At 70.6% G+C, this 26,718-nt stretch carries 21 protein-coding genes; 6 read left to right on the top strand and 15 right to left on the bottom strand.

Features of this window, described 5'->3' with window-relative positions; genetic code table 11:
* The first annotated feature begins 72 nt into the window (after positions 1 to 72).
* Complete coding sequence (locus WMF33_RS13055; protein ID WP_437337436.1) at positions 73 to 2,148, top strand: hypothetical protein; 2,076 nt, start codon at positions 73 to 75, stop codon at positions 2,146 to 2,148.
* Between the two features lie 113 nt (positions 2,149 to 2,261).
* Here the strand turns inward: WMF33_RS13055 and WMF33_RS13050 are convergent, their stop codons facing one another.
* The 8 genes from WMF33_RS13050 to WMF33_RS13015 all read right to left on the bottom strand — a co-directional run bounded on the left by WMF33_RS13050 (position 2,262) and on the right by WMF33_RS13015 (position 13,510).
* A complete protein-coding gene (locus tag WMF33_RS13050) occupies positions 2,262 to 2,693 on the bottom strand; it encodes a class I SAM-dependent methyltransferase (protein ID WP_437337435.1) in 432 nt (143 codons plus the stop codon).
* The gene (locus tag WMF33_RS13045; protein ID WP_437337434.1) at positions 2,683 to 3,342 is read right to left on the bottom strand and encodes a hypothetical protein; all 660 of its coding nucleotides are present in this window, start codon (positions 3,340 to 3,342) and stop codon (positions 2,683 to 2,685) included. The genes WMF33_RS13050 and WMF33_RS13045 overlap by 11 nt, the downstream gene beginning before the upstream one ends.
* 215 nt (positions 3,343 to 3,557) lie before the next feature.
* Positions 3,558 to 4,856, bottom strand: a complete 1,299-nt coding sequence (locus tag WMF33_RS13040; RefSeq protein ID WP_437337433.1) for a right-handed parallel beta-helix repeat-containing protein — start codon at positions 4,854 to 4,856, stop codon at positions 3,558 to 3,560.
* A 252-nt stretch (positions 4,857 to 5,108) separates the two neighbouring features.
* Entirely contained in the window at positions 5,109 to 8,084 is a 2,976-nt protein-coding gene (locus WMF33_RS13035; RefSeq protein ID WP_437337432.1) for a glycoside hydrolase family 3 C-terminal domain-containing protein, read from the bottom strand.
* A gap of 32 nt (positions 8,085 to 8,116) precedes the next feature.
* A complete protein-coding gene (gene yicI / locus WMF33_RS13030) occupies positions 8,117 to 10,435 on the bottom strand; it encodes an alpha-xylosidase (RefSeq protein ID WP_437337431.1) in 2,319 nt (772 codons plus the stop codon).
* Positions 10,432 to 11,199 carry a carbohydrate ABC transporter permease gene (locus WMF33_RS13025; protein ID WP_437339478.1) on the bottom strand — a complete coding sequence of 256 codons (768 nt, stop codon included), beginning with the start codon at positions 11,197 to 11,199 and terminating at the stop codon, positions 10,432 to 10,434. The genes yicI and WMF33_RS13025 overlap by 4 nt, the downstream gene beginning before the upstream one ends.
* 116 nt (positions 11,200 to 11,315) lie before the next feature.
* Positions 11,316 to 12,227 carry a carbohydrate ABC transporter permease gene (locus WMF33_RS13020; protein ID WP_437337430.1) on the bottom strand — a complete coding sequence of 304 codons (912 nt, stop codon included), beginning with the start codon at positions 12,225 to 12,227 and terminating at the stop codon, positions 11,316 to 11,318.
* Positions 12,224 to 13,510 (bottom strand): ABC transporter substrate-binding protein, encoded by a 1,287-nt coding sequence (locus WMF33_RS13015; RefSeq protein WP_437337429.1) that lies wholly within the window; start codon positions 13,508 to 13,510, stop codon positions 12,224 to 12,226. Before WMF33_RS13015 ends, WMF33_RS13020 begins: the two co-directional genes overlap by 4 nt.
* 229 nt (positions 13,511 to 13,739) lie before the next feature.
* Between WMF33_RS13015 and WMF33_RS13010 the strand changes: the two genes are divergently transcribed.
* Entirely contained in the window at positions 13,740 to 15,284 is a 1,545-nt protein-coding gene (locus WMF33_RS13010; RefSeq protein ID WP_437337428.1) for a DUF4215 domain-containing protein, read from the top strand.
* Between the two features lie 106 nt (positions 15,285 to 15,390).
* On the opposite strand, the gene ribB is transcribed toward WMF33_RS13010, so the two are convergent.
* Positions 15,391 to 16,494: a 3,4-dihydroxy-2-butanone-4-phosphate synthase gene (ribB, locus tag WMF33_RS13005; protein WP_437337427.1), complete on the bottom strand. Its 1,104-nt coding sequence runs from the start codon at positions 16,492 to 16,494 to the stop codon at positions 15,391 to 15,393.
* A 418-nt stretch (positions 16,495 to 16,912) separates the two neighbouring features.
* A complete protein-coding gene (locus WMF33_RS13000; RefSeq protein ID WP_437337426.1) occupies positions 16,913 to 17,863 on the bottom strand; it encodes an aldo/keto reductase in 951 nt (316 codons plus the stop codon).
* Between the two features lie 235 nt (positions 17,864 to 18,098).
* Between WMF33_RS13000 and WMF33_RS12995 the strand changes: the two genes are divergently transcribed.
* Entirely contained in the window at positions 18,099 to 18,905 is an 807-nt protein-coding gene (locus WMF33_RS12995; protein WP_437337425.1) for a class I SAM-dependent methyltransferase, read from the top strand.
* Between the two features lie 94 nt (positions 18,906 to 18,999).
* On the opposite strand, the gene WMF33_RS12990 is transcribed toward WMF33_RS12995, so the two are convergent.
* The 3 genes from WMF33_RS12990 to WMF33_RS12980 all read right to left on the bottom strand — a co-directional run bounded on the left by WMF33_RS12990 (position 19,000) and on the right by WMF33_RS12980 (position 21,762).
* On the bottom strand, positions 19,000 to 19,965 hold the full coding sequence (locus WMF33_RS12990; protein ID WP_437337424.1) for an NADP-dependent oxidoreductase: 966 nt from the start codon (positions 19,963 to 19,965) through the stop codon (positions 19,000 to 19,002).
* A gap of 204 nt (positions 19,966 to 20,169) precedes the next feature.
* A complete protein-coding gene (locus WMF33_RS12985; RefSeq protein WP_437337423.1) occupies positions 20,170 to 20,754 on the bottom strand; it encodes a protoglobin domain-containing protein in 585 nt (194 codons plus the stop codon).
* A gap of 348 nt (positions 20,755 to 21,102) precedes the next feature.
* Positions 21,103 to 21,762, bottom strand: coding sequence for a MarR family winged helix-turn-helix transcriptional regulator (locus tag WMF33_RS12980; RefSeq protein WP_437337422.1), 660 nt, complete (start codon positions 21,760 to 21,762; stop codon positions 21,103 to 21,105).
* Between the two features lie 251 nt (positions 21,763 to 22,013).
* Between WMF33_RS12980 and WMF33_RS12975 the strand changes: the two genes are divergently transcribed.
* Genes WMF33_RS12975 through WMF33_RS12965 form a run of 3 tightly spaced genes read left to right on the top strand, consistent with a single transcriptional unit; the run spans position 22,014 to position 25,041 of the window.
* Entirely contained in the window at positions 22,014 to 22,268 is a 255-nt protein-coding gene (locus WMF33_RS12975) for a hypothetical protein (protein WP_437337421.1), read from the top strand.
* A 22-nt stretch (positions 22,269 to 22,290) separates the two neighbouring features.
* Complete coding sequence (locus tag WMF33_RS12970) at positions 22,291 to 24,048, top strand: hypothetical protein (protein ID WP_437337420.1); 1,758 nt, start codon at positions 22,291 to 22,293, stop codon at positions 24,046 to 24,048.
* A gap of 12 nt (positions 24,049 to 24,060) precedes the next feature.
* Positions 24,061 to 25,041, top strand: coding sequence for an alpha/beta hydrolase (locus WMF33_RS12965; protein WP_437337419.1), 981 nt, complete (start codon positions 24,061 to 24,063; stop codon positions 25,039 to 25,041).
* Between the two features lie 238 nt (positions 25,042 to 25,279).
* Here the strand turns inward: WMF33_RS12965 and WMF33_RS12960 are convergent, their stop codons facing one another.
* Both WMF33_RS12960 and WMF33_RS12955 read right to left on the bottom strand, forming a co-directional pair.
* Positions 25,280 to 25,516, bottom strand: coding sequence for a DUF4351 domain-containing protein (locus tag WMF33_RS12960; protein WP_437337418.1), 237 nt, complete (start codon positions 25,514 to 25,516; stop codon positions 25,280 to 25,282).
* Positions 25,513 to 26,493, bottom strand: a complete 981-nt coding sequence (locus WMF33_RS12955; protein ID WP_061629236.1) for an ABC transporter substrate-binding protein — start codon at positions 26,491 to 26,493, stop codon at positions 25,513 to 25,515. Before WMF33_RS12955 ends, WMF33_RS12960 begins: the two co-directional genes overlap by 4 nt.
* Positions 26,494 to 26,718 lie beyond the last annotated feature (225 nt).

The raw sequence follows: 26,718 nt of genomic DNA, 5'->3' as shown, positions 1-26,718 counted from the left end.
CGCCTCCCGAGGCACGCCCTGTCCGCCCCCCGCGCGGGAACCGTCGCATCGATGTACTGTCGCTCCCCTCGCATGCCCCCCGTCCGCCCCCGTTCGCGCTCCCGCCGCCCTGCCGTCCGGCCGGCGCCCGCGGCCGCGCCGACCGCCTCCCCTCGCCTCGCCGGCGCCGTCCTCGCCGGCGCCGCGCTGCTGCTCGCCGCCGCGAGCGCCCGGGCCGATGGCCGCGACAGCGTCGAGGGCACCGAGACGAACGCGCTCGTCGAGAAGGAGCACCGCATCGCGCTCCGCCTCGACCGCGGGCACGCCGAGCTCGTCGTCCAGCGCACCGTCCATAACGGCGGCCCGCGCCGCGATCAGGCGCTCTTCCTGCTCAACATACCGCAAGGCGCGGTCGCCACCGGGCTCGCCTCGCTCGGGCTCAAGGGCGGACGACCGTCGTGGCGCCGCGCGGACCTCATGGAGGCCGAGGCCGCCGCCGCGAAGTACATGAATCTCCCCGGGGTCGAGGGCTTCTCTCCCAAGGATACGGCGCTCCTCTCGTGGCGCTCGCAAGGCTTCCTCGCGCTCCACGCCTTCCCGTGCGCGCCCGGCCAGCCCAGGACCGTCGAGTACACCCTCCGCATGCCCACGGCCTACCGCGAGGGCCGCCATCACCTCACCTTGCCGCGCGTGGGGACCGAGACCCTCGCCGCCACCGTCGTGGTCTCCGCGGCGCGCCCCGGAGATCGCCTGTTCCTCGACGGGAAGCCCATCTCCCCCGGCGCCACCTTCCAGCTCGCGCAGGACGAGACCGATCTCGCCCTCGCCCCGCGCCCCTCGCTCGCGCTCGACGGCGCCTTCTCCTCCTCGCTCCTCGGCAGCGGCCGCGAGCTCGTCGCGCTCCGCATCGACGCTCCGCTCCGCCTCTCCGAGCCGCCGCGCAACGCCCGCGTCGTCGTCCTCCTCGACGCCTCGCGCTCGCTCCCCGAGCGCGACGGCGCCGCGGCCCTCGCCGCCGCCCGGGCTTATCTCTCCCATCTCGACGGCTCCCTCGTCGAGGTCCTCACCTTCGACCGCGAGGTCCGCCCGCGCCACGGCCGCTTCGTCCCCGCCGCCCGCGCCGCCGCCGACCTCGGCACGCTCGTCCTCCCCCGGCGCAACGGCAGCCGCCTCGACGACGCCCTCGCCCGCGCGGACGCCCTGCTCGCCGCGACGCCCGTGGGCCTCCCGCGCCGCATCCTCGCGCTCACCGATCTCCGCACCCGCTCCGCGCTCACACCCCGCCGCCTCGGCGCGATCCTCAAGAGCGGCGCGCTCGTGCACGTCGGCGTCATCGGCGAGGGCGCGCCGGGCCTCACGCGCAACGAGCACCCCTTCGCCGCCCCGGTGCGCGCGACCGGGGGGCTCGTCTGGACGGCGCGCGCGAGCGCCAGGCCCGGCGACGCCGGCGCCATGCGCCGCGTTTACGAGGAGTGGGTTCGCCCGCTCCGCATCGACCGCCTGGACGTGCGATTGCCCGGAGCCGGCCTTTCGCAGGTCGCCTTCGGCGAGCAGCTGCCCGAGGGCGACGGCCTGGAGCTGCTTCGCCTCCACCGCGGCCGGGCCGCGCGGGCGGTGCTGACCGGCGAGCTCTGGGCGCGGCCCGTGCGGCGCGTGTTCACGCCGGACCCGGCGCACGGCCGGCTCTGGTCCGCGCTCGTGTTCGGCTCCGAGCTCCTCGAGTCGCTCACCGAGCCGGAGATGGCCGCCCTCGCCTTCCGCGGCGGCGCCGTCTCGCCCGTGACGAGCTACGTCGCGAGCGCGCCCGGAAAGCGTCCCAGGGCCGTGAGCCTGGGAGGCGGCACGGGAAGAGGCGCCAGCACCCACGAGGGGCTCCGGCGCGGCCTTGGCCACGGCGGCCCGACGGGGAGCGGGAGCGCGTTCGACCATCGCGCGTACCTCCGCGCCGCGCTGCAAAAGGCGTTCGGCGGCTGCCCGCCGGGTCCGAAGAGCGCGCGTGTCACGCTCGAGACCACGGTGGACGAGGTGGTCGACGTCCCCGCGGTCAGGCTCGCGGGGAGGCACGCCGCGGCGGTGCGCCAGTGCCTCGGCGAGGCCGCGTGGTCGCTCGCGCTCCCGGGGGAGTTCAGGGAGCAGCTCGCCCGCTATGAAATCGAGGTCTCTCGCTGAAGCGCCTGTCCGGCGTCTGCCCTACCCGGCGCCGACGAGGATGGACGAGAGAACCATGTCTCGGCGTCGCGGAGGTTCAATCCTCGCTCGATCGCCGAGATCGGCGTTCTCGACTACTCGTCGAGGGAGACCTCACGAAGCGGATCGCCTCCATCGATGTAAAGGCGGCCCCCCTCGCGCAAGGCTCTGCGAATCCGCTGCCTGGCGATATGCCCAGCCTCCGGGTGGCGGCCGTCGAGCGCGCCAACCCGAACAGCGAACGCAATGTCATAAGGCCCCTCCCCCTCCTCCAGCTCGAATTCCTCGATCGCCACATGGCGAAAGCTTAGATGGCCAGAGGCCAGCTCGGCCGCCGATCCCGCCATCGCCTGTGCGATCGCCTTGGCCGAGCGGTCGATCGCCAGAACATGCCCCTCGCCGATCCGCCTGGCGACGGCGCGCGCCGCGACGCCTGGGCCGCAACCAATCTCCAGGACACGAAGCCCCGGCCTCAACGGCAGGGCGTCCACGATCGCCGCAAGTCTGGGCGACAGATCACGGGGCATCCGGGTCGACCTTGCGGGCTGGCCGCGGGCTGAAGGCTTGTGCCGCGAGCGCCGCGGCCGCCGCGAGCTTGTGCTTCGCTTGCCACGGCGGCCCGATGGATCGACCCATCGCGTGCAGGAAAGCGTCGGCGTCCTCGAGGCCGAGCGCCGCCGCCGCTTCGCGAAACACGCGCTCGCGGTCGTACCAATGCACGGACCAGCCGCGCGCCTCGGCGGCGGCCGCGAGGGCCTCGCGGTACATGACGGAGTCGGCGACGGTCTGCGCGCGATTGTCGGCGATCCGCTCCTCGGTCGTCGGCGGGAGCGCGGGGCACACGCGGATCGCGATGCTCGCGATCGGCGCGGGCACCGCTGCGGCCAGCGCCTCGAGGCCCTGGCGCGCGCCGCGCGCGGCGGACTCGCGCACGCGGTCGACGAGCGCCACGGCGTCGGCGAGCGCGATCGGCCGCGCCCACGGGCTGTCGAGGTAACGGCCGACCGCCCACGACCCTTCGTGGTGATGCGGGTGCGTCGGCAGACCGGGATCGGTGAGGTCGACGCGCCGGCGATCGAGGAGCTCCCCGCCGGGCGCGACAGTGACGAGCACCGCCGCGTTGCCGTGCTCGGCGACGCCGACGGTCGCGGCTCGCTGCGTGCGCTCTCTCGCCATGTCTTCCTCCTTCGCGCGCACGTCCTTCGGGCGGTTCCCTCGCTCACGCCCGCCCGGACAACCCTCCGTCGATGGCTCGACCGAAGCCGCCGGGCCAGGTCTGTCCCGATCGTCGCCTTTGGCGATCTCCCCCACGGAAAGTCTCACGGATCGGCGCTGCGCCGCAAGACCGAAACGCTGGGCCGAACGTCCCGAGGGGCGAGGCCAACAGCCTGCTAGTCGCAGCCGGGCGGAGCGGACAGCCCGATCAGCGAGAAGAACGTGTCGAACGTGTTGTCTTCAAAGCAGTTGCCGTGCGTGTCCGGCAGGGTGAGCAGCGTCAGGTCGCTCGCGACGAAGGAGAAAGGGTTCTCGGCGGGCGGCCCTGGGTTCAGGCCGTTGTCCGTCGCCGTGTTGCCTGCCACGTAATTGTCGCGGGCGTCCTGGTCCAGCAGGTAAGGAACGCTGAGGGACGGATCCGCCTGGCAATCGCGGCCCGGAGCGCCGCTGACCAGCACACAGTAGTCAGCGATGGCGATGCCCGTGAGATCGTTGCCGAAGACGTGGTTGCCCGAGATCTCCGACTCGTCCACGCCGACATAGAGGATGCCCGACCCGGGCGGGACGGACGCGAGGATGCTCCCCGGCCGCGCCGTGTTCGGCCTGTTGTTGTCGTACACGTAGTTGCCGCGAGCGTTGATCCGCTTGGCGCCCGCTCGGACGTCGAAGATGCCCGGCAGCAGCAGGACCGAGATCCCCACGGAGTTGTCCCTGACCACGTTGTAGAGCAGATCGATATCGTCGCTGTTCGACGCTTCGAAGCCGTTGGTGTTGTCCTCGACCAGGTTGTGCGTGGCCAGGACGCGCTCGGAGGTCTCGATCCAGATGCCGCTGTCGTTGGCCCCCGTGGCCTTGCTCAGCGCGATCAGCCCGTTGCGCGATCGCGTGGGAAAGATCCCGTAATTCTTGTTGTTGTCCGAGTGGACGTCCACGATCCGGAAGCCGTCGACGCGCTCCGTGAACAGGCCGTTGTTGGAGAAGTCGCGGATGGTGATGCCCCGGATCTCGACGTCGTACAGGACCGGCTCGCTCTCGGTCATGGCGCTGTCGATGCCGGGCTTGAGCGCGAACGGCGGCGCCATGCTCTCGTGGCAGCCCATGCAGTCGTTGCGCTCGCTGGGCACGACGACGATCCCGTTGCGCTGGCTGCCGGCGTTCTCGAGGACGACGCGCTCCGTCGGCCTGTTCAGCCCGATGAGCGAGATGCCGCTCTTGTTGATGATCAGGCCGTTGGTCGCGTCGGCGGTCTCCCGGTACACGCCTGGCAGGATGAGGATCCTGGCCCCGTCGGCCGCCTGGTCGATGGCGTTCTGGATCGACTGACCCGGGCGGACGACGAGGGTCTGGCGCCCGTGCCGGCCGACCGGGAGCCGTCCCTCCTCCACCGCACCCCAGCCATGGGCGTTCCAGAAATCGCCGTCGTGGTCATTCGCGTGACACCCCTGGCAGCCGTCATTTTCTTCCAATGCGAGCATCGGCACATGCTGCGAGGCCGGATCCGCCAGCAACTCGTCGGAGGCTTGGGCCTGCGCAGGTACGGAGCCTGCGGCAGCTGCGCCCAAGGCGGCACAAAAGAGGGCGAGTACGTCGCGATGGCACTTCATGGAGCTCCTTCCTCTGGATGATGGAACAGCGGCCTACCTCCAGAGATACGCCGGAGCCAGGAGCGATCTGACAATGAGGAAGACGAGACGGCCGCGCCCGACGCTGCGCTGGGCGGACCGCCCTCAGTCGATCGCGAACGTCGACAGGCGGGCGGCGCCACGGAACACGAGGTAGACGTCGCGTCGCCCATAAGCGCCGTCGAGCTCGGCGGTCGCGGTGACGTAGGCGTACACGTCCCCCGTGCTCGGCACGACGGCGGTCCCGACCCGCTTGCCGCGGACCGGATCGTCGAGCCGGATCTCGACGAGCGCGTCGCCCGCCTCGGCGCGGGCGAACCCGCCGCTGAAGTGGCTGGCGCCGCTGCCCAGCTCCACATCGGAGAAGCGGATCCAGTCGCCCGCGGTTGCGCCCACGGCGTCGCCCCACTCCATGCTCTCGTCGACGAGCTCGACGCCGGCGTAGTCGTCGAAGTCGACCGCCCGCGTCTCGCGGGCGAGGTCGCGCGCCGGGATGTGCTCGCCGCGCACGCGCACGGTCGTGCGCTTTCGGATGTCCGCCGAAGACGAGCCGACCATCAGCTCGACGCCGGCCGCCTCGAGGACCCAGCGGCCCCGGGTCACGTCCCAGTGGGCGAGGTCGGAGGCCGCGAAATCGAGGTCGACCGTCCGCTTCTCGCCCGGCGCGAGGTGGACCCGCCGGAACGCCCGCAGCTGCTTGGCGGGCTGCGGATCGCGCGACGACGGCTGGCGGCTGTAGAGCTGAACGACCTCGTCGCCGGCCCGCAGGCTCCTGTTCGTGACGTCGACGCGCACCGAGATCGTGTCGCCGGCCTGCACCGACCGGGCGCTCAGCTGGAGGTTGTCGTACCCGAAGGTCGAGTACGACAGCCCGTACCCGAACGGATAGAGCGGATCGCCGTCGAAGTAGAGATACGTCCTCCGGGCCTTGATGATGTCGTACTCGAGGATGTCCGGCAGGTCGTCCGCCGAGCGATACCAGGTCTGGGTCAGCCGCCCGGCAGGGTTGTGGTCGCCGAAGAGGACGTCGGAGATGGCATGGCCGGTCTCCTGGCCCGCGTGGGTCGTCCACAGGATGGCGGGCACGTGCGACTTCTCCCACGGGATGGTCATCGGATAGCTGGTCTCCAGCACGACGATGGTGCGCGGATTGGCGGCGAGCACCGCCCGTACCAGCGCGGACTGCCCCTCGGCCAGCGCCATCGTCGTGCGGTCATGATCCTCCCGCCCGTTGATGAACGGCATGCTGCCGACGACGACCACGGCGGCATCGGCGCCTGTCGCCGCGCGCACGGCTTCGTCGACGCCGCTCCGGACCACGTCGACCTCGAAGCGCGCCGCGTCGGCCGCCTCGGTCGCGGTCAGGGCGAGCGCGCCGTCCTCGGCGATGGTCAGGTAGACCTCGGGGCCGGCCCAGTCGAACGCCTTCTCATAGCCGGCGTAGCGGATGACGTGCGTGCCGTCGCCCTGCGGCTCGAGGACGAACTGCTGCTGGACGAACCAGTCGTACGGCTGGGCGGCGCGGTTCGCGAAGTTGGCGCCGAAGTTGAAGCGGTCGACCACCTTGCCGTTGGCCGCGCTCCGCAACGTGACGATGCCCTGCCCCCAGTCGAACACGTCGAACTCCTCGGTGGGACCCGCGCTGGCCGCGCTGACGCGGAGGATGTCCCCGTCGTCGTCCGCGCCGGCGGTCACGTAACGGCCGCTCGCGACGTCGCGCAGCACGATCCGGTCCACGCCCTCGCTGGAGAGGACCGTGGCGCCGCCGAGCCGCTCGCGGATGCCGTCCAGGGGCGTGACCCGGTACGGGAGCGCCCCGGAGTACCAGTCCGTGTAGAGCGTGTCCGCGAGCGGCCCGACGACCGCGATCCGCCGCGTGGCCGACGGGTCCAGCGGCAGGAGGCGACGCTTGTTCTCGAGCAGCACCATGGCCTCGTCGGCGGCCCGGCGGGCCAGCTGGCGGTGCGCCGGGCTGTCGATGACGTCGGGCCCGATGCCGGCATAGGGGCCCCCCTCCGGATCGAAATCGCCGAGCCGGAGGCGGACGGAGAGGACGTGCTCGACGGAGGCGTCGATGTCCTCCTCGGCGAGGAGCCCTTGCGCGAGCGCCGAGCGGAGGATCTCGATCGTAGGCGCGCTGTCGTTGTTGTCGACGGTGAAGCTGTCCACGCCGGCCAGGAGCGTCGCCGCGAAGGCCTCCTCGCTCGTGGCGAAGTACCGCTGCGAGCTGGTCAGGTTGGAGGGGGCCCAGGCGTCGGACACGTTGTAGAGCGTCTTCTGCGTCCAGCTCCGCACGACGTCGCCGACATCGGGGTTGACGGTGGCGGGCCTGCCGTTGACCAGGTTATACGAGGTCATGACGCCGGTCACGGCGTCGGCGGCGATGGGCATCTTGAAGGCCAGCTCGTCATACTCGTGCTTCACGCGCGGGCGCAGGTTCGACGACGTGGTGTCACGGCGGATCTCGTTGTTGTTGGCGAGGAAGTGCTTGATGACCGGCGCGGTCTTCAGGTAGAGCGGGTCGTCCCCCTCGAGGCCGCGCCCGTAGGCGGTGGCGATCGCGCCGGAGAGGAGCGGGTCCTCGGAATAGCCCTCCTCGTTGCGCCCCCAGCGCGGGTCGCGCAGGAGGTTGACCACGGGCGCCCATACCTGCAGACCCCAGACGCGCGGGGCGAGCGCGTGATAGCCGCGAACCTCGTCGCCGACAGCCTCGCCGACCCGCAGGATGAGTTCCGGGTTCCAGGTCGTCGCCAGGCCGATCGCCTGCGGGAACACCGTGCCGGTCGCCGTCACGACGGCGCCGCCGTTGTCGCGATCGGTCGACCAGCCCACTCCATGCAATGCCTCGGTGCCGGCCTTGAAGTCCGGAATGCCGAGCCGCGGAATGGCAGGCTGGAACTGATGCAAGAGCGAGAGCTTCTCGTCGAGCGTGAGCCGGCCGAGGAGGTCGTGGACGCGGACCTCGATCGGCAGACCGGGGTCCTGGAACGGCAGCGTGTCAGCCGCGCTCGAGGCCGAGGGGTGAAGCGCCAGCGCGAGCGCGAACGGAACGGAAGCAGCAATTAAGCGAAATCTCTTCATCGATCGTCTCCTTTGGGGCCGCGTGCCGTGGCTCAGCCCTTCTCTTCCAGCGTGATGACCAGCGCGCCGCCGGCCGCCCTGACCAGCGCTCCCCGCGGGTGCTCCGCGCTCTCCCCGCCTTCGACGCCCACGACGCGGCGGTTGACGAGGAGAACGTTCCAGGCCCCCGGGGCGCCCGCGGCCTCCACCCGCACCACCGGGCCGCGCCGGGACGTGGTGAACGTCGTGACCGCGTCCCCGTCGGCGCCCGGGATCACCGTGGCGACGCTGGCGCCGTCCGCCGGCTCGTACACGCGCAGCGTCACCCCATTCGCATGGTCGTAGTCGGGGCGGTCCTCCACCGCGCCCTCGGGGATCACCGCCCCCGGCCGCACGAGCAGCGGCACGCTGTCGAACCCGTGGCGCTCGCGCACCCAGCGGCCGCCCTCGACGCGCTCCCCCGTGAGGTAGTGCGTCCACACGCCGCGCGGCACATAATAGGAGAGCTCCCCGTCGGCGGAGAAGACGGGCGCCACGAGCAGGTCGTCGCCCAGCATGTACTGCCGCTCCAGGTGCGTGCAGGCCGGGTCGTCCGGGAACTCGACGACCATCGCGCGCATCATCGGCAAGCCCTCGCCGTACGCCTGCCGCGCGGCCCCGGCCAGGTAGGGCATCAGCCGCATCTTCAGCCGGCTGAAGCGCCGCAGCACCTCCACCGACTCCTCGTCGAACAGCCATGGCACCCGGTAGGAGCGGCTCCCGTGCAGCCGGCTGTGCGACGACAGCAGCCCGAACACGATCCACCGTTTGAACAGCGCCGGGTCGGGGGTGCCCTCGAACCCGCCGATGTCGTGGCTCCAGAAGCCGAAGCCCGACATGCCGAGCGACAGGCCGCCCCGCAGGCTCTCCCCCATCGCCTCGAACGTCGACTCGCAGTCGCCGCCCCAGTGCACCGGGAACTGCTGCCCGCCCGCCGTGGCCGAGCGGGCAAACACGACCGCCTCGCCCTCGCCGCGCCGCTCGCGCAGGAGCTCGAACACCGTCTGGTTGTAGAGGTAAGCGTAGTAGTTGTGCGCGCGCTCCGGGTCGGACCCGTCGTGGTAAACGACGTCGGTGGGGATGCGCTCGCCGAAGTCGGTCTTGAAGCAGTCCACGCCCATGTCGAGCAGCGCGTCGAGCTTTTCGGCGTACCACGCGCGGGCCTCGGGGTTGGTGAAGTCGACGACGGCCAGGCCCGGCTGCCACAGGTCCCACTGCCACACGTCGCCGTTCGAACGCCGCAGCAGGTAGCCGCCCGCCCTGCCCTCCTCGAACAGCGGCGAGCGCTGCCCGATGTAGGGGTTGATCCAGACGCAGATGCGCAGGCCGCGCGCCTTGAGCCGGCGCAGCATCCCGCGCGGGTCGGGGAAGACGCGCGGATCCCACTCGAAATCGCACCACCGGAACTCGCGCATCCAGAAGCAGTCGAAGTGGAACACGCTGAGCGGCAGGTCCCGCGCGGCCATCCCGTCGATGAACGAGGAGACGGTCGCCTCGTCGTAATCGGTGGTGAACGAGGTGGACAGCCACAGCCCGTACGACCAGACCGGCACCCGCGCGGGCCGCCCGGTGAGCGCGGTGTACTTGCGCAGGATCTCCCTCGGCGTCGGCCCGTAAATGAGGAAGTAGCGCATCGATTGGCCCTCGACGCTGAACTGCGTCCGCGCCATCGCCTCCGAGGCCACCTCGAACGACACGCGCCCGGGGTGGTCGACGAACACGCCGTAGCCCGCGTTGGTGAGGAAGAACGGCACGTTCTTGTACGCCTGCTCGCTGGACGTGCCGCCGTCGGCGTTCCAGATGTCCACGGCCTGCCCGTTCTTGACCAGCGGCCCGAACCGCTCGCCGAGGCCGTACACGAAATGGTCCACGCCGAGGTCGAGCTGCTCGCGCACGTAATGGCGGCCGTCGTCGGTGTCGATGATCGCCATCGCCTTGTGCGCGCTGCCGGTGAGGCGGCGGCCCCCGGCCAGGAAGTCCAGCCTCCACCCCTCGCGGCGCCCGATCCGCACCGACAGCGCGCCCGAGGTCAGCGTCGCCGCGTCGTCGTCCACCGTCGCCTCCCCGGTCGGGTCGGCGGCAAGCTCGAACGCCGGGCCGCGCGGCCGCTCGCCCGCGAAGTGCGTGATGGTGACGCCGATGACGTCCGGCATCGGGGACGCGCAGGAGACGGTCACCGCCGGGCCCTTGAGCAGGTCGCCGCGGTGCCGGATCCGCTGGACGGGCGCGTGCACGACGAGCGACGCCGGCCCTGCGTCGATGTCGAGGACCTCCGCCGGGTGAGCCGCGTGCACGCCCTTGCGCATCATCCAGTAACCGTCGCTGAACTTCATTCCTTGATCGCTCCTGCGGTGAGCCCGCGCGATAACGTGCGCTGGAAGATGAGAAAGAAGACGACGGTCGGCAGCAGGCCGAGCAGCGCGGCGGCGCTGGACATGGTGGCGTCCATCAGCCGCTGCCCTTGCAGCACGCCGAGCGCGACCGAGACCGTCTGGTTGTCGTTGGAGATGAGAAAGATGAGGGGGATCAGGAACTCGTTCCAGGTCCAGATGAAGAAGAAGACGAGCATCACGGTCAGCGTGGGCCGCACGACCGGCACGACCACCCGCCACAGGATCTGCCACCGGCTCGCGCCGTCGATCCGCGCCGCGTCCAGCAGCGGCCGGGGGAACGACGACATCACGGACGACAGCAGGTAGGTGCCGAACGCGCTCTGGATGACGGTGAACACGATGACGACGCTGATCCGGGTGTCGTAGAGCCCGAGCTTGTTGGCCAGGGTGTACAGCGGGTAGACCAGCGACTCCTGCGGCAGCGTGTTGGCCATCAGCAAGAGGACCAGCACCGACATCCGGAGCTTGATCCGGCCGATGCCCAGCGCGTAGGCGTTCAGCACCGACAAGACGACCGCGAGCACGGCCACCGAGCCGCTGATGAGCAGGCTGTTGAAGAGGACACGGCCGAAGCCGACGCGCTCCCAGAAGTCTCTGATGCCCTCGATATGGAAACCCTCTGGCGGGGCGAGCGGGCCGTTCTCGGTGTACTCCTCCGGCGTCTTCAGCGCGTTGAAGACCACCACGGCGAACGGGATCAGCATGATACCGGCCAGCGCGCTCAGCGCCGCCAGCACCGCGTAGGCCGACGGGCCCCGGCGGCGCCGCCGCGGCCGGCGCCGCGCGGGCGCGCTCACCGGGCTCTGGGCCAGCGTCGCGGTCACGGCTCTTCCCCCAGCTCACGGCCCTGCAGCCGCAGGAAGGCGATGGTGAGCGCGAGGATGATCAGCGTCAGCACGGTGGCGATCGCCGAGCCGTAGCCGACGTCGGTCTTCTCGAAGAAATGGACGTAGGAGTAGTAGGACGGCACGTTCGTCGCGCCTCCCGGGCCGCCCCTGGTGAGCACGAAGATGTGCGGGAACGCCTTGAGCGCCGCGATCGTCGTCCACAGCAGCACCACGAAGATCTCGGGCTTGATCTGCGGGATCGTGACGTGCCAGAAGCGCTGCGCCCACGAGGCCCCGTCGATCTCGGCCGCCTCGTACAGCGAGGGGTCCACGCGCTGGAGCCCGGACATGAAGATCACGAGGGGGAATCCGATCTGGATCCAGACCATGACCCCCATGACGCTCCACAGCGCGGTGGCGGGATCGCCGAGCCAGTCGTGCGCGAGCGCGCCGAGCCCGATCGCGGTCAACAGGTCGTTCACCGCGCCGTTCTCGGGGGCGAGCAGCCAGCTCCAGACGATGCCCGCGATGACGATCGGCAGGACCTGCGGCAGGTAGATGCAGGCGCGCAGGACGCTGGCGGCGCGCGGGCCGAAGTGCCGGTCGATCAGGTCGGTCAGGGCGGACGCCAGCACGAGCCCGATCATCGTCGGGAGGATCGCCATCCCGACGATGACGAGCACATTGTGACGGAACGACGCCCAGAACTCGCCGTCCGTCGCCAGCTCCCGGTAGTTGTCGAGCCCCACCCACGTTGGGGTGCCGACACCGGCCCACTCGGTGAAGCTGGTCCCGAGGTTCATCAGGAACGGCGCCCCGATGATCCCCGTGAACAGCAGGAGTCCGGGGATCAGGTAGGGCAGGTACGCGAGCCCGTCACGCCCTGTCGCGCTGCGTGTCGTCACCTGGGCAGCCCGCTGTCGTAGCTCTTCTGGAGGCCGCCGAGCACCGATTGCGGCGGCTCGCCGTTCATGAGCTTCTGGGTATGCGAGACCCACTGGTCGTAGAAGCCCGGGACCGGCCAGTCCGGGTAGTACGCGAGGCCGCTCGACTGGGCGAGGGTGTTGAAGCCGTCGATGAGCTTCTTGGCCCTGGGCTCGGTGATGGCCGAGCTGTCGGCCGCCACGGGGACGCCGCCGGCGTTGCCGAGGATGTTCTGGATCTTCTTCTTCAGCGTGATGTCGATGAAGTCGTAGGCCAGCTGCTTGTTCTTCGCTCCCGCCGGGACGACCCACAGGTTGCCGCCCGAGCCGAGGGTCAACCTGGCGCCGGGCCACGCGAAGGTATCCCAGTCGAATTTGGCCTCCTTGGCCACGCGCCCGAACCACCACGTCCCGGAGAACATCATCGGGAACTTGCCGCTCATGAAGCCCACGCCGGCGTCCTCGGCCTTGGTGCTGACCGAGCTCTTGGCGATGTAGCCCTTGGTCACCCAGTCGGCGAACGTGGTCGCCCCGTGCGTCCAGGCCGGGTCGGTGAAGTCGGTCTTGCCGGTGTAGCGCTGGAACGCGCTCACCCACGGCGAGTCGGCCTTGTCCAGCGCGAGCTGGTAGACGTACTGCTGCGCCATGTACTCGGCGCCGGCGTTGGCCAGCGGGGTGACGCCCTTGGCGACGAACGCGTCCAGCGCCTTGGTGAGCTCGTCGAACGTGGTCGGGACCTCGACGTCGTGCTTCTTGAACAGGTCCTTGTTGTAGTAGACGAGCGTGTACTCGGCGTAGTTGGGCACGCCGTACCACTTGTCGCCGCCCATGATGCCCTTGTCGTCGTACTTGGCGACGACCTGCACGCCCGGGCCGATCAGCTTGTCCCAGCCGCGCTTCGCGGCCTCGGGGGTGAGGTCCTGGAGCAGGCCCTGCTTGGACAGCAGCCCGGCGGTCGCGTTGCCCTTGTTGTACTCCATGACATCGGGGGCGCTGCTGGAGTTCATGATCATAGGCGCGGTCTTCTGGATCTGCTCGAAGCCCTTCTCCTCGAGCTTGACCTTCACGCCCGGATGGGTGGTCTCGAACTCCTTGATGGCCTCGCTCCAGGCCACGCCCATGGCGCTGTCGGGAGCCTCGTAGTGCCAGACCCGCAGCTCCTTGCCGCCGGACGCGCCGTCGTCGCTGCGTCCGCACGCGGCCAGCGTCAGGGCCCCCGCGGCGAGCGCGGCGAGCAGCGCTGCGCCCTTGACTCTTCCGATCATAAATTTCCTCCGGGACGAGAAACCGACATCGGCCCTCCTCGTCGAAGCGCTTCGAGTTGCCGGGATGTTTACCCTTATGTTAGCGTTAACTCAACCGGTTAAGACAAAGAAATTCGCTGACCACGCGTTCATCGAGGCGGAGCGGTTGCGCCGAAGATGGCATCACGCTGCGCCGTGGAGTCAGGCTCACCCGCGTTATGACGGCTCTCTCTTGCGTTGGAGCAGATGGATGAACGTACGACTCGTTGCAGGTATTTTCGTGCTGGCGCTGTCGGCAGCCGCAGGATGCGGAGACGATGACGGCGAGGGCGGCGCCGGCGGCAATGGCGGCTCCGGCGGCGCTGGCGGTGCCGGCGGCGTCGACGCCACGAGCACCGGAACTGGCACCGCCGGCGGCGGCGGCGAGCCCACCGGCACTGGCGGCAGCGGCGGCGAGCCCACCGGCACCGCCGGCGGCGGCGGCGAGCCCACCGGCACCGGCGGCAGCGGCGGCGAGCCCACCGGCACTGGCGGCAGCGGCGGCGAGCCCACCGGCACTGGCGGCAGCGGCGGCGAGCCCACCGGCACTGGCGGCAGCGGCGGCGAGCCCACCGGCACCGGCGGCAGCGGCGGCGAGCCCACCGGCACCGGCGGCAGCGGCGGCGAGCCCACAGGCACAGGCGGCAGCGGCGGCGAGCCCGCCGGCACCGGCGGCAGCGGCGGCGAGCCCACAGGCACAGGCGGCAGCGGCGGCGCCGAGCCCACAGGCACAGGCGGCAGCGGCGGCGCCGAGCCCACAGGCACAGGCGGCAGCGGCGGCGCCGAGCCCACCGGCGAGACGGACTGCACGAACTACGAGGACGACGACGGGGACGGGTCCTACGACTGCGCGGACACCGACTGCGCCGCGACCTGCGCCCCGATCGCCGAGGCCGCCTGCGCGAGCGCGACACCCATCGTCTCGACGACGATCTACGGCGACACGTCGGAGGGCACGAGCGGCCTGGAAGGGACCTGCTTCCTCGGCAACACGGGCCACGGACCGGAAGAGATCCACCTGTTCACGCCGCCCACCGGGCAGTCGGGCACGCTCGTGATCGAGCTCGAGTCGCCGACCGATCACAGCGTCTACGCCCGCAGCGCGTGCGCGGACATGTTCTCCGAGATCGACTGCTCCGACGAGAGCTCCCCCTACGAGGGTCTGCCCGACCAGGAGCGGATCGAGATCTACGTGAGAGACGGCCAGGCCGTGCCGATCGTCGTCGACGCCTATGAGCCGCGGGAGGCCGGTCCCTACACGCTGAACGTCAGGTTCACGCCGATCGTCTGCGGCGACGGGACCGTCGACGCGATCGAGGAGTGCGACGACGGCAACACCACGAGCGGCGATGGATGCTCCTCCACGTGCGTCTACGAGCTCGACGTGCTGTGCGAGGACGCCGCCGAGCTCGCCATCGGCGAGAACACGGGCAGCACGACGGCCGGCGCGTCGGTGTTCGAAGGCAGCTGCATCGGATGGGACCTGCCGGAGGCGATCCACAGGTTCACGCCGCCGAGCGACGGCACGCTCACGCTGACGCTGTCCGCCGAGGCCGACCTGGGCTTCTACGTGCGCGAGGGCTGCGCGGACTTCGGCTCCGAGCTCGGGTGCGCCGACGACGGAGGCCGCGGCGATGACGAGACGCTCGCGATCGACGTCGCCGGCGGCGAGCCCCTGTTCGTCATCGTCGACACCTACATGCCGATCGGCGGAGGCGCCTACACGCTCACCGTCGACTTCACCCCCGCGCCCTGAGCGCCCGCGCGCCGTCCGGCGCGCCAGGGTGCCCTCTCCTCGGGACGGCCGAGGCACGCCGCGCGCGCGCTCGCCGTCCCGCGCGCGCCCGGGCAGCGCTGGCCTCTCAGGGCTGCAGGACGGGGGCGCCGGAGAGCCCGTCGGCCGCGCGCCCGCGCCGCGGAAGCGACGCGCCGTGGGCATCGACCGGCGCCGGCGGATCGCCGGTCTCGAGGTCGATCTCGCGCCTCGCCGCGGCGGGCCGGAGCGCCCTCGAGTCGAGCAGCGTCACGCGGCGGTATCCGAGCTCCACGAGCTCGCGGGCGGCGACGGCGAGGTCGAGGCCCGCCGTGTGCTCGGCGCCCGGGTCGGCCGAGGGCGGGCTGTAGATCACCGCGCCCGCGCCGGCGGCCTCGATCTCCCGCAGGGCGCCGAACAGGTCGGCGTCGCCGAGGAGGTCCGACACGAGCGCCGCGCGGTGGGTGAACACCACGGCGCGGTCGCCGGAGAGCGCGGGCGCGCCGTGCGTCAGCAGGAGCAGCTGCCGATCGCGACGCAGCTGGTAGGTGTGCGCCCGCCACTCGCCGCTCAGGCCCGCGGGCCGGAACGGGGTGGTGCCGACGCGCGCGGCGACGTCCTCGCGCTGCACCCGGTGGCGGATGACGTCCCCGATGGAGACGATCGGCAGCCCGTGCCGCGCCCCGAAGCGCGCGAGGTCCCGCCGGCGCGCCATCGTCCCGTCGTCGTTCATGATCTCGCAGATGACGGCCGCCGGGTTCGCGCCGGCGAGCCGCGCCAGGTCGACCGCGCCCTCGGTGTGCCCTTCGCGCTCGAGCACCCCGTCGCGGCGCGCGCGGAGCGGGAAGACGTGCCCCGGCGACACGAGGTCGCGCGGCGACGCGTCCCGGGCGATGGCGGCCGCGACGGTGCGCGCCCGGTCGCGGGCGCTGATGCCGGTCGTGACGCCCTCGCGCGCCTCGATGCTCACCGTGAACGCCGTCGAGCGGCGGGCGCCGGCCCGGGTCGCCATGAGCGGCAGCGCGAGGCGGTCCACCTGCGCCTCCGTGAGCGCCAGGCAGATGAGCCCCCGGCCGTGGGTCGCCATGAAGTTGATGGCCGCCGGCGTCGCGTGCTCCGCCAGGACGACGAGATCGCCCTCGTCCTCGCGCTCCTCGTCGTCGACGAGGATCACCATGCCGCCGGACCGGAGCTGCTCGACGGAAGCCTGCACACGCACCGCTGATGACGAAACTGCCATGGGCGGCCCGGCACGCACGAGGCGTGCCACGGGCGCGACCGCGCTCCTCACCTGCCTCGCCGGCGGTGGTCGGATCGGAAGCCGAAGGTGGGAGGCGGCCCAGTCGCATCCGCGAGGAGTCCCGCCAGGGATCCGGAGAGAGAGTTCAACGCAAAGGCGCAAAGGCGCAAAGGCGCAAAAAGAAATTATATATTTTTGCGTCTTTGCGCCCTTTGCGACTTTGCGTTCAAATCTCTCCTCGCTCGCGAGGCCAATCCCTGGCGGGACTTCTGCCCCGCGGAACTGGCAAGCCGAGGTGCTGCTGGAGCAGCACCCGATGCGCATCGGGTGCTGCTCCAGCAGCGGCTCGCCCCGGGGGGCGCGCGAGGCGCCGGCGGGGCGGCCGGTGCGGTCACGCGCCCGGCGAGGCGGCAGGCGGCGGCGCCAGGCGATCGATCTCGTGCAGGTCGGCGTCGGTCAGCCGGAAGCCCACGGCGGCGGCGTTCGCGCGCACCTGCTCCGGCGACGTCGCGCCGGCGATCACGGAGGCCACCGCGGGCCGGCTGGCGAGCCACGAGAAGGCCAGCTCCAGCAGGGTGCGGCCCCGGGACGCCGCGTAGGCGCCGAGCGCCGCGGCGATCTGCCGGTTGCGGTCGGTGAGGAAGCGCGCGGTCAGCGGCGCGTCCGGCGCCGAGAGGCGGGCGCCGGCGGGCGCCGCGCCCTCGGGCCCGTACTTCCCGGAGAGCAGCCCGCTCGCCAGCGGGAAGTACGGCAGGAACGCGATGCCGCGGCGCTTGCTCTCCGACAGCACGTCTTGCTCGGGCTCGCGCTGGAGCAGGCTGTACTCGTTCTGGACGCTCACGAAGCGCGCGCCCCCCGGGCGGACCGCCTCCTCGGCGCCGCGGATCTGCGCGGCCGAGAAATTCGAGCTGCCGATCTCGCGCACCTTGCCGGCGCGCACCAGGGCGTCGAGCGCCTCCAGCGTGTCGTCGATCGGCGTCTCGGGGTCGGGGCGGTGCAGCTGGTAGAGGTCGATCCAGTCGGTGCCCAGCCGGCGCAGGCTGTCCTCCACGGCGCGCTGGATGTAGGCCGGCCGCGCGCCGCCCCTGCGCTCGTCGTCGAGCCGGACGCCGAACTTCGTCGCGATGATCACCGAGCTCCGCCGGCCGCCGAGCGCCCGGCCGAGCAGCTCCTCGCTGCGCGTGCCGCCGTAGACGTCCGCCGTGTCGAAGAAGTTGATGCCCGCGTCGAGCGCCGCATCGACGACCGCCGCCGTCCGCTGCTCGTCGATGCGGCCGCCGAAGTTGTTGCACCCGAGGCCCACGACCGACACCTCGAGTGATCCGATCCGTCGCTTTTCCATCGGGCCGCGGGACTGCACGGCCTGTGCCGCTGACGGACGCGGCGGGCGGGGCGGCGGTCCAGGGGTCGATCGATCGCCGGCGGCTGCTGGCCGCGGCGCAACAACAGGCCAGCAGCCGTGCTCGCCGGGCAGCAGCAGCGGTGGCCGGGGGGGCGGCGAACCGGAGGTGAGGTGTGGGGGATGCGCGGAGCGCGCGTGGTCGGCAGCCCGGCACGCCTTCTGCCTGGGCGCCGGCATGACCACCACCATCCGTCTCACGCTCGACACCCCGGAGCTCGCTCAGGCCTACGAGACCGGCAGCCACCGGCAGTTCAACCACGGCAAGCTCCTCATCGCGGCGCTGGGCGTGCGGCGGGGCCAGCGCGTGCTCGACGTCGGCGCGGGGACGGGCCGCCTGGCCGCGTACGTCGCGGAGATCGTCGGCGCGGAGGGCAGCGTGGTGGCGATCGATCCCCTGCCCCTGCGCGTGGACATCGCCCGGCAGAAGACGCGCGACAACCTCGCGACCGCGGTCGGGCGCGCCGAGGACCTCTCCGCCTTCGCCACGCACAGCTTCGACGTGGTGTACCTGAACAGCGTCCTTCACTGGCTGGACCAGGGCCAGAAGGAGCGCGCGCTCCGCGAGGCGGCGCGCGTGCTCAAGCCGGGCGGCAAGATCGGGTTCAGCACCGGATCGCGGGAGAAGCCGCACCAGCTCGACCCGATCCAGCGCAAGGTGCTGGCGGACCTCGGGAAAGAGGCGCAGGGGACGATCCCGCACAAGCTGACGGTCGACGAGGTCCGGGAGCTGCTCCAGCGCACGGGGTTCATCGTGGACACGGTGGAGATCCGCACGTTCGTCGACCACGCCGCCGACATCGACGAGATCTTGCGGCAGAGCGGGTCGGGCTCGTTCGGCAACCACCTCTCCCACCTGAGCTTCGACGAGAAGCGCGAGGTGCGCGACCGGCTCGCGAAGGAGCTCGAGGCGTGGCGCACGCCGCAGGGGATTCGGCTCGAGCGGAACCTCATCTTCGCGATCGCCCACACAGCGGGCAACTAGCGCCGCCGGAGCCTCGCCGCTCGCCAGCGCCCGTAGGCTCCGCTCGGGAGACTGGCCTCGTCGGACGCGCCCGGAGGGCCGCTGGTCCCGGACCTCAGCGAGCAGGCGCCATGGCCAGGACGATCTTGCCACGCGGGCGGGGGCGGGTGCCGTCGAGCATCTCGTGCGCGCCGCGGACCTCGGCGAGCGGCAGCACGGCGCCGATGTCGACCGAGAGCTCGCCCGCGTCGAGCAGGGCGGCGATGCGGTCGAGGTGGGCCGTCGTGACGTCGACGAGAAAGAAGCTTGCCCGCACGCCGCGACGGGCGGCCTCTTCCTGATCAGGAGTCGACACCGCCGAGACCAGGGTGTCACGTGGCTTGAGCACGGCGAAGGACCGCGCCTGGGTGTCGCCGCCGACGAGGTCGATGACGGCATCGACGTCCCTGGCGGCGTCCTCGAATCGCTCGCTCCGGTAGTCCACGACGACGTCCGCGCCGAGGCTGCGGACGAAGTCGCGATCCTTGGCCGAGGCCGTCGCGATCACACGGGCGCGGGCCCGGCGCGCGAGCTGCACCGCGTACGCGCCGACGCTGCCGGCCGCGCCGTGCACCAGCACGGTCTGTCCGGCGTCGAGCTGGGCGTGATCGAACAGCGCCTGCCACGCCGTGACGGCGATGACCGGCACCGAGGCGGCCTGCACGTCGTCGAGCCGGCGCGGCTTGCGCGTCACCCTGCACGCCTCCGCCACGGCATGGCCCGCGTGTGCGCCGGTGAAGCGCCTGTTGGTGACGCCAAAGACCGCTGCGCCCGGCGCGAGGCCGGTCACCTCCGGGCCGACCGCGGCCACGGTACCAGCGAGGTCCGAGCCGAGCGTCAGCGGCAACGGCTGGGGCAGCGCGCTCTTGCCGGCACGAATCCAGGCGTCCCACGGCCCGACCCCGGCCGCCGCGACGCGGACCAGCACCTCGCCCGGGCCGGGCAGCGGGACCGGCACCTCTTCGAGGGTGATGACCTCGGGGCCGCCGAACCGGCGGACTCGGGCGGCGTCGGTCGAGCTGGGGAGCATCGCCGTGAACATGGGGTGGACCTCGTGCGCGTCGAGGGGATCATGCCCTATCGGGCCCCGATCGGGTCGGCGCACCCGCCTGAGGCCTCGGGGGCGCCCACCTGCTCGTGCGGCTGCGCCCTTCGCGCGCAGTGTTTGCTCACGCTCGAGCCGCGGGGTGGCGCGATGGGCCGCCGTGCACCAGCCTCGCGCGCCTGCCACGAACGCGGCCAGCGGTCAGAAGTCACCCTCCTTCACGTAAGGGTAGCTCCACAGCGTCAGCTGCAGCAGGCAGGATTTGACCCACGCCGCGTGCATCCTCTCGACGTCATCGGCGGCGTGGCCCTTCTTGGCGAGGAACGGCTTCAGGGTGAACGTCACCGGGAAGATGAGCGCGAAGAGGTTGCGAAACGGCACCAGGTCGGTCGACGGCGCCCCGTCCGTCTTGTTCTTCTTGATGCGGTGGTGGCGAAGGCCGATCTCGTGCTGGTAGTCGAGCCACTTCTGGTCGTACTCCGCGCGGGCCGTGTCGAGGATCCACTGGCCGAAGCGCTTGCGGACCCCGCCGAGGTAGTCGCCGAGCGGCTTGCCGTCGGCCTTGCCGGTGAAGGACGCGAGGAGGTGCGGGTTCGCGCCGACGAAGCCGTACCAGACGTCGAGGATCTGCTCGACCTCATCCTTCACGATGTCGTGCGAGAGGCGCAGGTACTTCACGTCCTCTTCCCCGAAGAGGGCGCTCTTCTTCATGTCCTCGAAGTCGGCTGGCGAGACCGGGGACTTCGCGACGGCGCCTGTTCCAACTGTGTATCCATGGATGGTCATGATCGTCCACTCCTTCCGCGTGCACGTCTGCACGTCTGCACGTCTGCACGTCTGCGCGTCTGCACGTCTGCGCGTCTGCACGTCTGCACGTCTGCGCGTCTGCGCGTCTGCACGTCTCCCGTCTCCCGTCTTGCCTCTTCCCTCTTCCGTGCACGTCCTTCGTGCGCGTGCGCGTGCGCGATTGCCCGGATTTAGCGCGCACGCGCACGCGCACGAGAGATGGAAGAGGGAAGACGAGAGACGGAAGACGAGGGACGGAAGACGAGAGCCAGGAAACAGGCAGCGGGAGACGCGCGCGCACACACGCGCGATTGAAAACGTCTACATCAAACCCGAGCGAATACCGCTCTAGTCAGGCTGAACGAAGCGCCGCCACGCGTCTTCGCGCTGCTGCTCTTCGGCCAGCTCGTGTTCTCCGCAATCGATCCTCAAGTGTCGACCCGCCATCGGCGCGTCGACGAAAGCACAGTGGTGGGGCAGCGCCCCTTGATGAGCGTTCGGCCGGAAGTACTTGCAGGTGACGCACATGCGGCTCACGGGGATATGCCCGCTGATCTGCAAGGAACGGATGATCTTCACGACCCCAGCCAGGAACGCCTCCTGCTCCGACGCCGAGAGCGCGCTCACCGCGGACACGATGGCGTCGGGCAATGTCGTCACCTTCTCCGCGAGCGCGCGCCCCTGGGGCGTGAGCTCGATCAGGCTCGCTCGAGGGTGGCGCGGGTCGGGGCGCTTGACGACAGCGCCCTTGTCGACGAGCGCTCGGACCGACTCGCTGATAGTCGCCAGGGTGACGCCCAGGCGATGCGAGAGCTCGCTCCCGCTGAGCGGCCCCTCGAGCGAGAGCGTCGCGAGGATCTGCCCCTGCGTGGGCGACAGGCCCTCGTGGCTCGCCTGCTCCCACGCCTGCAGCTTCATGGCGAGCCCCAGCTTTCGAAGCCCTACCGCGATGCGCCGATCGATCGGCTCCGAGTTCTCCTCGAAGAAGAGCGGGAGCGAGCGACCCATGACCCTCATCTAACTTAGGAGTCCGAAGTTGTCAAGCGAGGCGTGCGGTGCTCCGCGCCGGGGGCAGCCCGAGGGAGCGCGCGGCGGGCCACGCCCGCCCCCGGCGTCAGGTCGCGGGCACATCGCGAGGTCGAAGCGCCACGGTGAACGGTCTGGACCCATCGGCATTTCGGTTCTGGTGCCTCCCACGGGTCCAGATCGGCGCTATCTCCACGGCACCGCAAGCCGATCGCTGCGCGGAAGGAGAAACCATGAACGAGAATCTTCACTCGGCGCCTCTCGACGAGACGCCGAGAGCACGGACGAACATCCTCCGCGCCTTGCCCATCGTACTGGCGCTGCTCTGCGGCGCTTGCAGCAAGGAGCTCGGCGATGGGCCCTGGGCGGGCGCGGCGGGCGGTCCGACCCACCCGACCGGCTCGACGCGCGCCGGCGCGGCCCTCCAATTTCCTTCCGCGGAGCCGCTCGCGGTGCAGCGCGTTCAGCAGCCCTCGCGCTCGCGCTAGCGAGATCAAACGCGCAGCTCCGATGAACACCCCCCTCCAGGAACGCGCCAGTGCAGCCGGGCCCGCCCCGGATCGCCATCCTTTCATCGCCTGGTGCCTCGCGGTCCTCGCCGGCGCCGCGGCGCTCTTCTCCCTGATCCATCGGTACGCCGCCGACTACCCCCTCGCCCTCGACATCACGAAGGGCGCGATCGCGTCCTCCGCCGCGCTGGCCCTCCTCTACGAGGCGCGCCGCGGACGGCAGCGCCGGCCGATCGCCGAGCGCTGGAAGAAGCGCGCCGCCTTCGCGTTCTCGGCCGTGGCGGTCGTCGCCTACTTCGACGGGTTTCGCTTCGCCTACCCCTCCTTCTACCACCGATGGGAGCACTATCATTACTACCTCGGGGCCAAGTACTTCCCCGAGATGGCCTACGACGACCTCTACGAGTGCACGGTCATCGCGCAGGACGAGCTCGGGGTCGTCACGTATACGGACGAGCGCACCGGCCAGCTCATCACGCTCGACATGAGCGCGGAGGTGCGCGAGCCGGACAAGAAGATCCGGAACCTCGGCGTGGACAACCTCTTGATCCCCGTGGGCGGGCTCCTGGAACACCCCGAGGCCTGCAAGGCGCGCTTCTCTCCCGAGCGCTGGGAAGCATTCAAAGCGGACGTGCGGTTCTTCCGGACCGCCTCGGAGAAGGGCTACTGGGAGGACGTGGCGAAGGACCACGGCTACAACCCGCCGCCGGTCTGGACGATTATGGGGCGCATCCTGGCCGAGCTTCACCCGGCCACGACAGGCTACCTCCAGCTCCTCGCCAGCTTCGACATCGCCTACCTGCTCGGGGTGTTCGCTGCCCTCTATTGGGCGTTCGGGTGGCGCGTCTGCGCGGTGGCGGTGATCTTCTGGGGGTGCCAGTCGCCGGCGCCGTTCTTCTGGACGGGCGGCGGCTTCCTCCGGAATGACTGGCTCTTCTTCCTCGTCCTCTCGGCCTGCCTGGTGCGCAAGAGGTACTTCAAGCTCGCCGGCGCGAGCATGGTCTACGCGGGCCTGCTCCGCATCTTCCCGGGCATCGCCGTCCTCGGGTGGCTCGCCGTCGCGGGGAGCTACCTCCTCCGGCACAAGCGCATGGCTCCGTCCCACGTGCAGGTGCTGATCGGCGGCGTCCTGGCCGCGGCCGTGCTGATCCCCGTGAGCGTCGCGGTCGCTGGCAAGGACTCGTATCCACAATTTTACGAGCACACGCTCAAGGTGCACGACCAGACCCCGGTGACGAACCACATGGGCCTGCGGGTCCTCGTGGCCCACAGGTTCGGAACAGGGGTCGAGTCCGGCAGGATGAAGTACACGAAGGACGTTGCGCTCGCCGATCCCTTCGAGGTGTGGAAGCGAATGCGCAGCGAGCGTTATGCGAAGCACCGAAGCGTCGCCTACTGCATCATCGCCGCGAGCTTCGCGTTCTTCGCCTACGCAGCTCGGCGGGTACGCTCGCTCTGGGTGGGGGGGTGCCTGGCGCAGATTTTCATCATCCTGCTGTCGCAGATCACCTGCTATTACTATGTGTTCATGATCTTGAGCGCCCCGCTCACCCGAGTGAGGCGGCGCCTCGAGATTCCCCTCCTCGGCCTGGCGGCGCTCAGCCAAGGCATCTGGAGGTGGAGCTCCTGGAACGACGACAGGTACACGGTGCTCACCGTGGCGATGCTCGCGTTCTGCTACTTCCTGCTGTACACGTTCGCGAGGAGGGCGCCGCGGGGGAGGGCGCGCGTGCCGCTTCCCGCGCGCCTGGAGATGTAGTACTCAGAAGCCATGGACATGGCACATCTCGCATCCGTCCTCTTGCCGGTGTGCACGAGCTTCCGGTACGCGGTCGCGCTCGCTCCTGGGGCGCCGGCGGACTACGAGGTCGCCGCCGAGCTCTGCGTGCCGCAGGACAGCCCGCGGGACACGGTGCTGCTCACCGTGCACGGCACCACGTACTCGAGCGTGTACTGGGATTTCCCGTACCAGCCGGAGCGCTACTCGTTCGTGCGCTACGCCAACGCGGCGGGCTACGCCACGCTGAACTTCGACCGCATCGGCACCGGAGACAGCGACCGACCGCCCTCCCTTCTGGTCACACCGACCGCGCAGGCCTACGTCCATCACCAGCTCGCGGAGGCGCTCCGGAGCGGCGAGCTCGGGCGCGCATGGAGCCGGGTGGTGCTCGTCGGCCACTCGCTGGGATCGATCATTTCGGTCCAGCAGGCCGCGACGTACCACGACGTGGACGGCGTGGTGGTCACGGGGTTCTTGCACACCTACGGCCCGGGCTTGCCGCAGCTGCTCCTGAACATTCATCCGGCCACGCTCGACCCGAGCTTCGCGGGCGCCGGCCTCGACCTCGGCTATTTGACGACCCGGCCGGGCACCCGCGGCTCGCTCTTTTATCACCTCCCGAACGCGGATCCGGCGGTGATCGCCCTGGACGAAGCGACCAAGGGGCTCGGCACGTCCGGCGAGCTCGCCGAGTTCGCGCTGGTCAACACCGCGCTCACGAGCCTCCAGGTCGACGCGCCGGTGCTCACCGTCGTGGGGCGGCACGACACGGTATTCTGCGGGATCGCGCCGTGCGGCACCCTGTTCAGCGGGACCACGCTGGAGCCGGCCGCCTACGCGCCGGCCGCGGAGCTCGAGATCGTCGTCGTGCCCAACGCGGGGCACGATCTGAACCTCCAGATCAACGCGCCCACCGCGTATGCGGCGATCCGCGGATGGCTGGACGAGCGCTTCCCGCCGCTCGGGGACTAGGGTTCGCGCCCTCTCTGCCGCCGCGCCCGTCACCTCCCGCCTCCTCAGCTACCGTGAAGCAGCTGGCCGAGGCGCGGAGGATTGCTCGCAGATCGAGCGCGCCCAGAGCCGCATGGGGCCAGGCTATCACCACCGCGTCAGCGCGCGCATGCTACCCCGTGGACGGACGGCGGTCAGCCGATGCGGCGGGTGCAGCGCCGTGCCTGGCGCCCGCGGCATCACGCGCGAACGAGCCGCATCAGCGCTCGTTGAGGGCGTCGTCGAGCGTGGGCGCGGTGAGCACGCGATCGGTCCAGCCCTCGATCTGCCCGGCATCCGCGGCGCGGATGCGCGCCTCGATCGGCTCCGGCAGCTCGCCGAAGCGCAGCCCGAGCAGCCTCAGCAACGTGCTCCGCTGCCCTTCGAGGCGGCCCGCCAGGCGCCCTTGCTCGTGAAATTTCAATTCTCCCGGGCGGCTCCCGGCAGCGTCGGTCACCCCTTCGCCTTGCCGTTCGCGTCCCACTCCGCCCAGAAGCGCTCCAGGCCGAGGTCCTTCAGCGCCCGGTTCAGGAAGCGACGATCGGTCCAGGGCTCGACGTCGAAGGTGTTCCGGATCAAACCGAACTTCTTCGAGTCGGCGACCGCCGACTTGTACCGGGCGATGACGTACTCGTCGAGCAGCGGGCTCGCGTTCTGCTTCATGTCCTCGCCCTGCTGCGCTTCCTTGTAGTTCGCGTAGGGCGTGCCCGACTTCGACCACAGCTGGAACACCTGGTTGCGGTTCTTCTCGTCCGCGACCCACGCCGACGACTTCACCGCCAGCGTGATGATGCGCTGCACGATCTCGGGGTGCTCGTTGATGAAGTCCTCCCGCGCGATGATGCCTGAATTGCTCGGGTAGGTCGGCGAGTCGCCCTTCGTCGAGTAGACGATCTTCGCGATGCCCTGATCGCGCAGCGACAGGAAATCGGTGCCACCGAACGCCGCGTCGATGTCCTTCGTGGCCAGCGCCGCCTTCGACGTGGACGTGTCCATGTTGATGGAGCGAATGTCCTTCTCGGTCAGCCCGTGGCCCTCGAGGATCCGGTTCGCGGACAGCTGCGTCGCCGTGCCCTTGGCGAATGCCACCTTCTTGCCGCGCAGATCCTTGACCCCGTTGATCGGCGAGTCGGAGGGCACCACCAGATAGGCGTGGCCGCGCCGGCTGGCGCTGCCCAAAAGCCGCGTCTTGAGGCCGCTCGCCCGACCGACCACCGACGGCAGGTGGCCGTGCGTCCAGATGTCGAGCAGGTTGTTCGCCACCGCCTCGTTCACGGCCGGACCGGCGCCGCGGAAGAAGTTCCACTTCACCTCGATGCCGTCCTTCTTGAACTCCTCGACGAGGCTCCCCTGAAGGTGCAAGAGGGAAAAGAAGCTGCCCCCCGTGACGGGGCGATTGCCCACGCCCACGCCCGGCACGCCGACGCGGATCACACTGGGCCCAGCAGCACGGGCCCTGCCTGCGAGGAGCGCTCCGGACACCGCCGCCGCAGCGCCCCCCAAGAACTGACGTCTATCCATGGCGCGCCGATGTGCACCGGACATGCCATTCGCTGAGCACCCCCGAAATCAGCGCTCCGGCGCGCCACGCTGCTTCCAGGGGAGCACCCGATCCGCAACGATGCTGGCGGGCAGTCCATCCCGCAGGCCGGCCGGGGA

The sequence above is a fragment of the Sorangium sp. So ce394 genome (assembly GCF_051474665.1).
GTDB classification, from domain to species: Bacteria; Myxococcota_A; Polyangia; order Polyangiales; family Polyangiaceae; genus Sorangium; species Sorangium cellulosum_D.
Note: the sequence above shows the minus strand (reverse complement) of the source record. Positions and strands in the feature narration are given on the sequence as shown.

Bases quoted from the DNA above. Each gene is read 5' to 3' on its own strand.
- WMF33_RS13055 (WP_437337436.1), top strand. From the start codon at position 73: ATGCCCCCCGTCCGCCCCCGTTCGCGCTCCCGCCGCCCTGCCGTCCGG.
- WMF33_RS13050 (WP_437337435.1), bottom strand. From the start codon at position 2,693: ATGCCCCGTGATCTGTCGCCCAGACTTGCGGCGATCGTGGACGCCCTG.
- WMF33_RS13045 (WP_437337434.1), bottom strand. From the start codon at position 3,342: ATGGCGAGAGAGCGCACGCAGCGAGCCGCGACCGTCGGCGTCGCCGAG.
- WMF33_RS13040 (WP_437337433.1), bottom strand. From the start codon at position 4,856: ATGCTCGCATTGGAAGAAAATGACGGCTGCCAGGGGTGTCACGCGAAT.
- WMF33_RS13035 (WP_437337432.1), bottom strand. From the start codon at position 8,084: ATGAAGAGATTTCGCTTAATTGCTGCTTCCGTTCCGTTCGCGCTCGCG.
- yicI (WP_437337431.1), bottom strand. From the start codon at position 10,435: ATGAAGTTCAGCGACGGTTACTGGATGATGCGCAAGGGCGTGCACGCG.
- WMF33_RS13025 (WP_437339478.1), bottom strand. From the start codon at position 11,199: ATGCTGATCCCGTTCGCCGTGGTGGTCTTCAACGCGCTGAAGACGCCG.
- WMF33_RS13015 (WP_437337429.1), bottom strand. From the start codon at position 13,510: ATGATCGGAAGAGTCAAGGGCGCAGCGCTGCTCGCCGCGCTCGCCGCG.
- WMF33_RS13010 (WP_437337428.1), top strand. From the start codon at position 13,740: ATGAACGTACGACTCGTTGCAGGTATTTTCGTGCTGGCGCTGTCGGCA.
- WMF33_RS13000 (WP_437337426.1), bottom strand. From the start codon at position 17,863: ATGGAAAAGCGACGGATCGGATCACTCGAGGTGTCGGTCGTGGGCCTC.
- WMF33_RS12995 (WP_437337425.1), top strand. From the start codon at position 18,099: ATGACCACCACCATCCGTCTCACGCTCGACACCCCGGAGCTCGCTCAG.
- WMF33_RS12990 (WP_437337424.1), bottom strand. From the start codon at position 19,965: ATGTTCACGGCGATGCTCCCCAGCTCGACCGACGCCGCCCGAGTCCGC.
- WMF33_RS12985 (WP_437337423.1), bottom strand. From the start codon at position 20,754: ATGACCATCCATGGATACACAGTTGGAACAGGCGCCGTCGCGAAGTCC.
- WMF33_RS12980 (WP_437337422.1), bottom strand. From the start codon at position 21,762: ATGGGTCGCTCGCTCCCGCTCTTCTTCGAGGAGAACTCGGAGCCGATC.
- WMF33_RS12975 (WP_437337421.1), top strand. From the start codon at position 22,014: ATGAACGAGAATCTTCACTCGGCGCCTCTCGACGAGACGCCGAGAGCA.
- WMF33_RS12970 (WP_437337420.1), top strand. From the start codon at position 22,291: ATGAACACCCCCCTCCAGGAACGCGCCAGTGCAGCCGGGCCCGCCCCG.
- WMF33_RS12965 (WP_437337419.1), top strand. From the start codon at position 24,061: ATGGACATGGCACATCTCGCATCCGTCCTCTTGCCGGTGTGCACGAGC.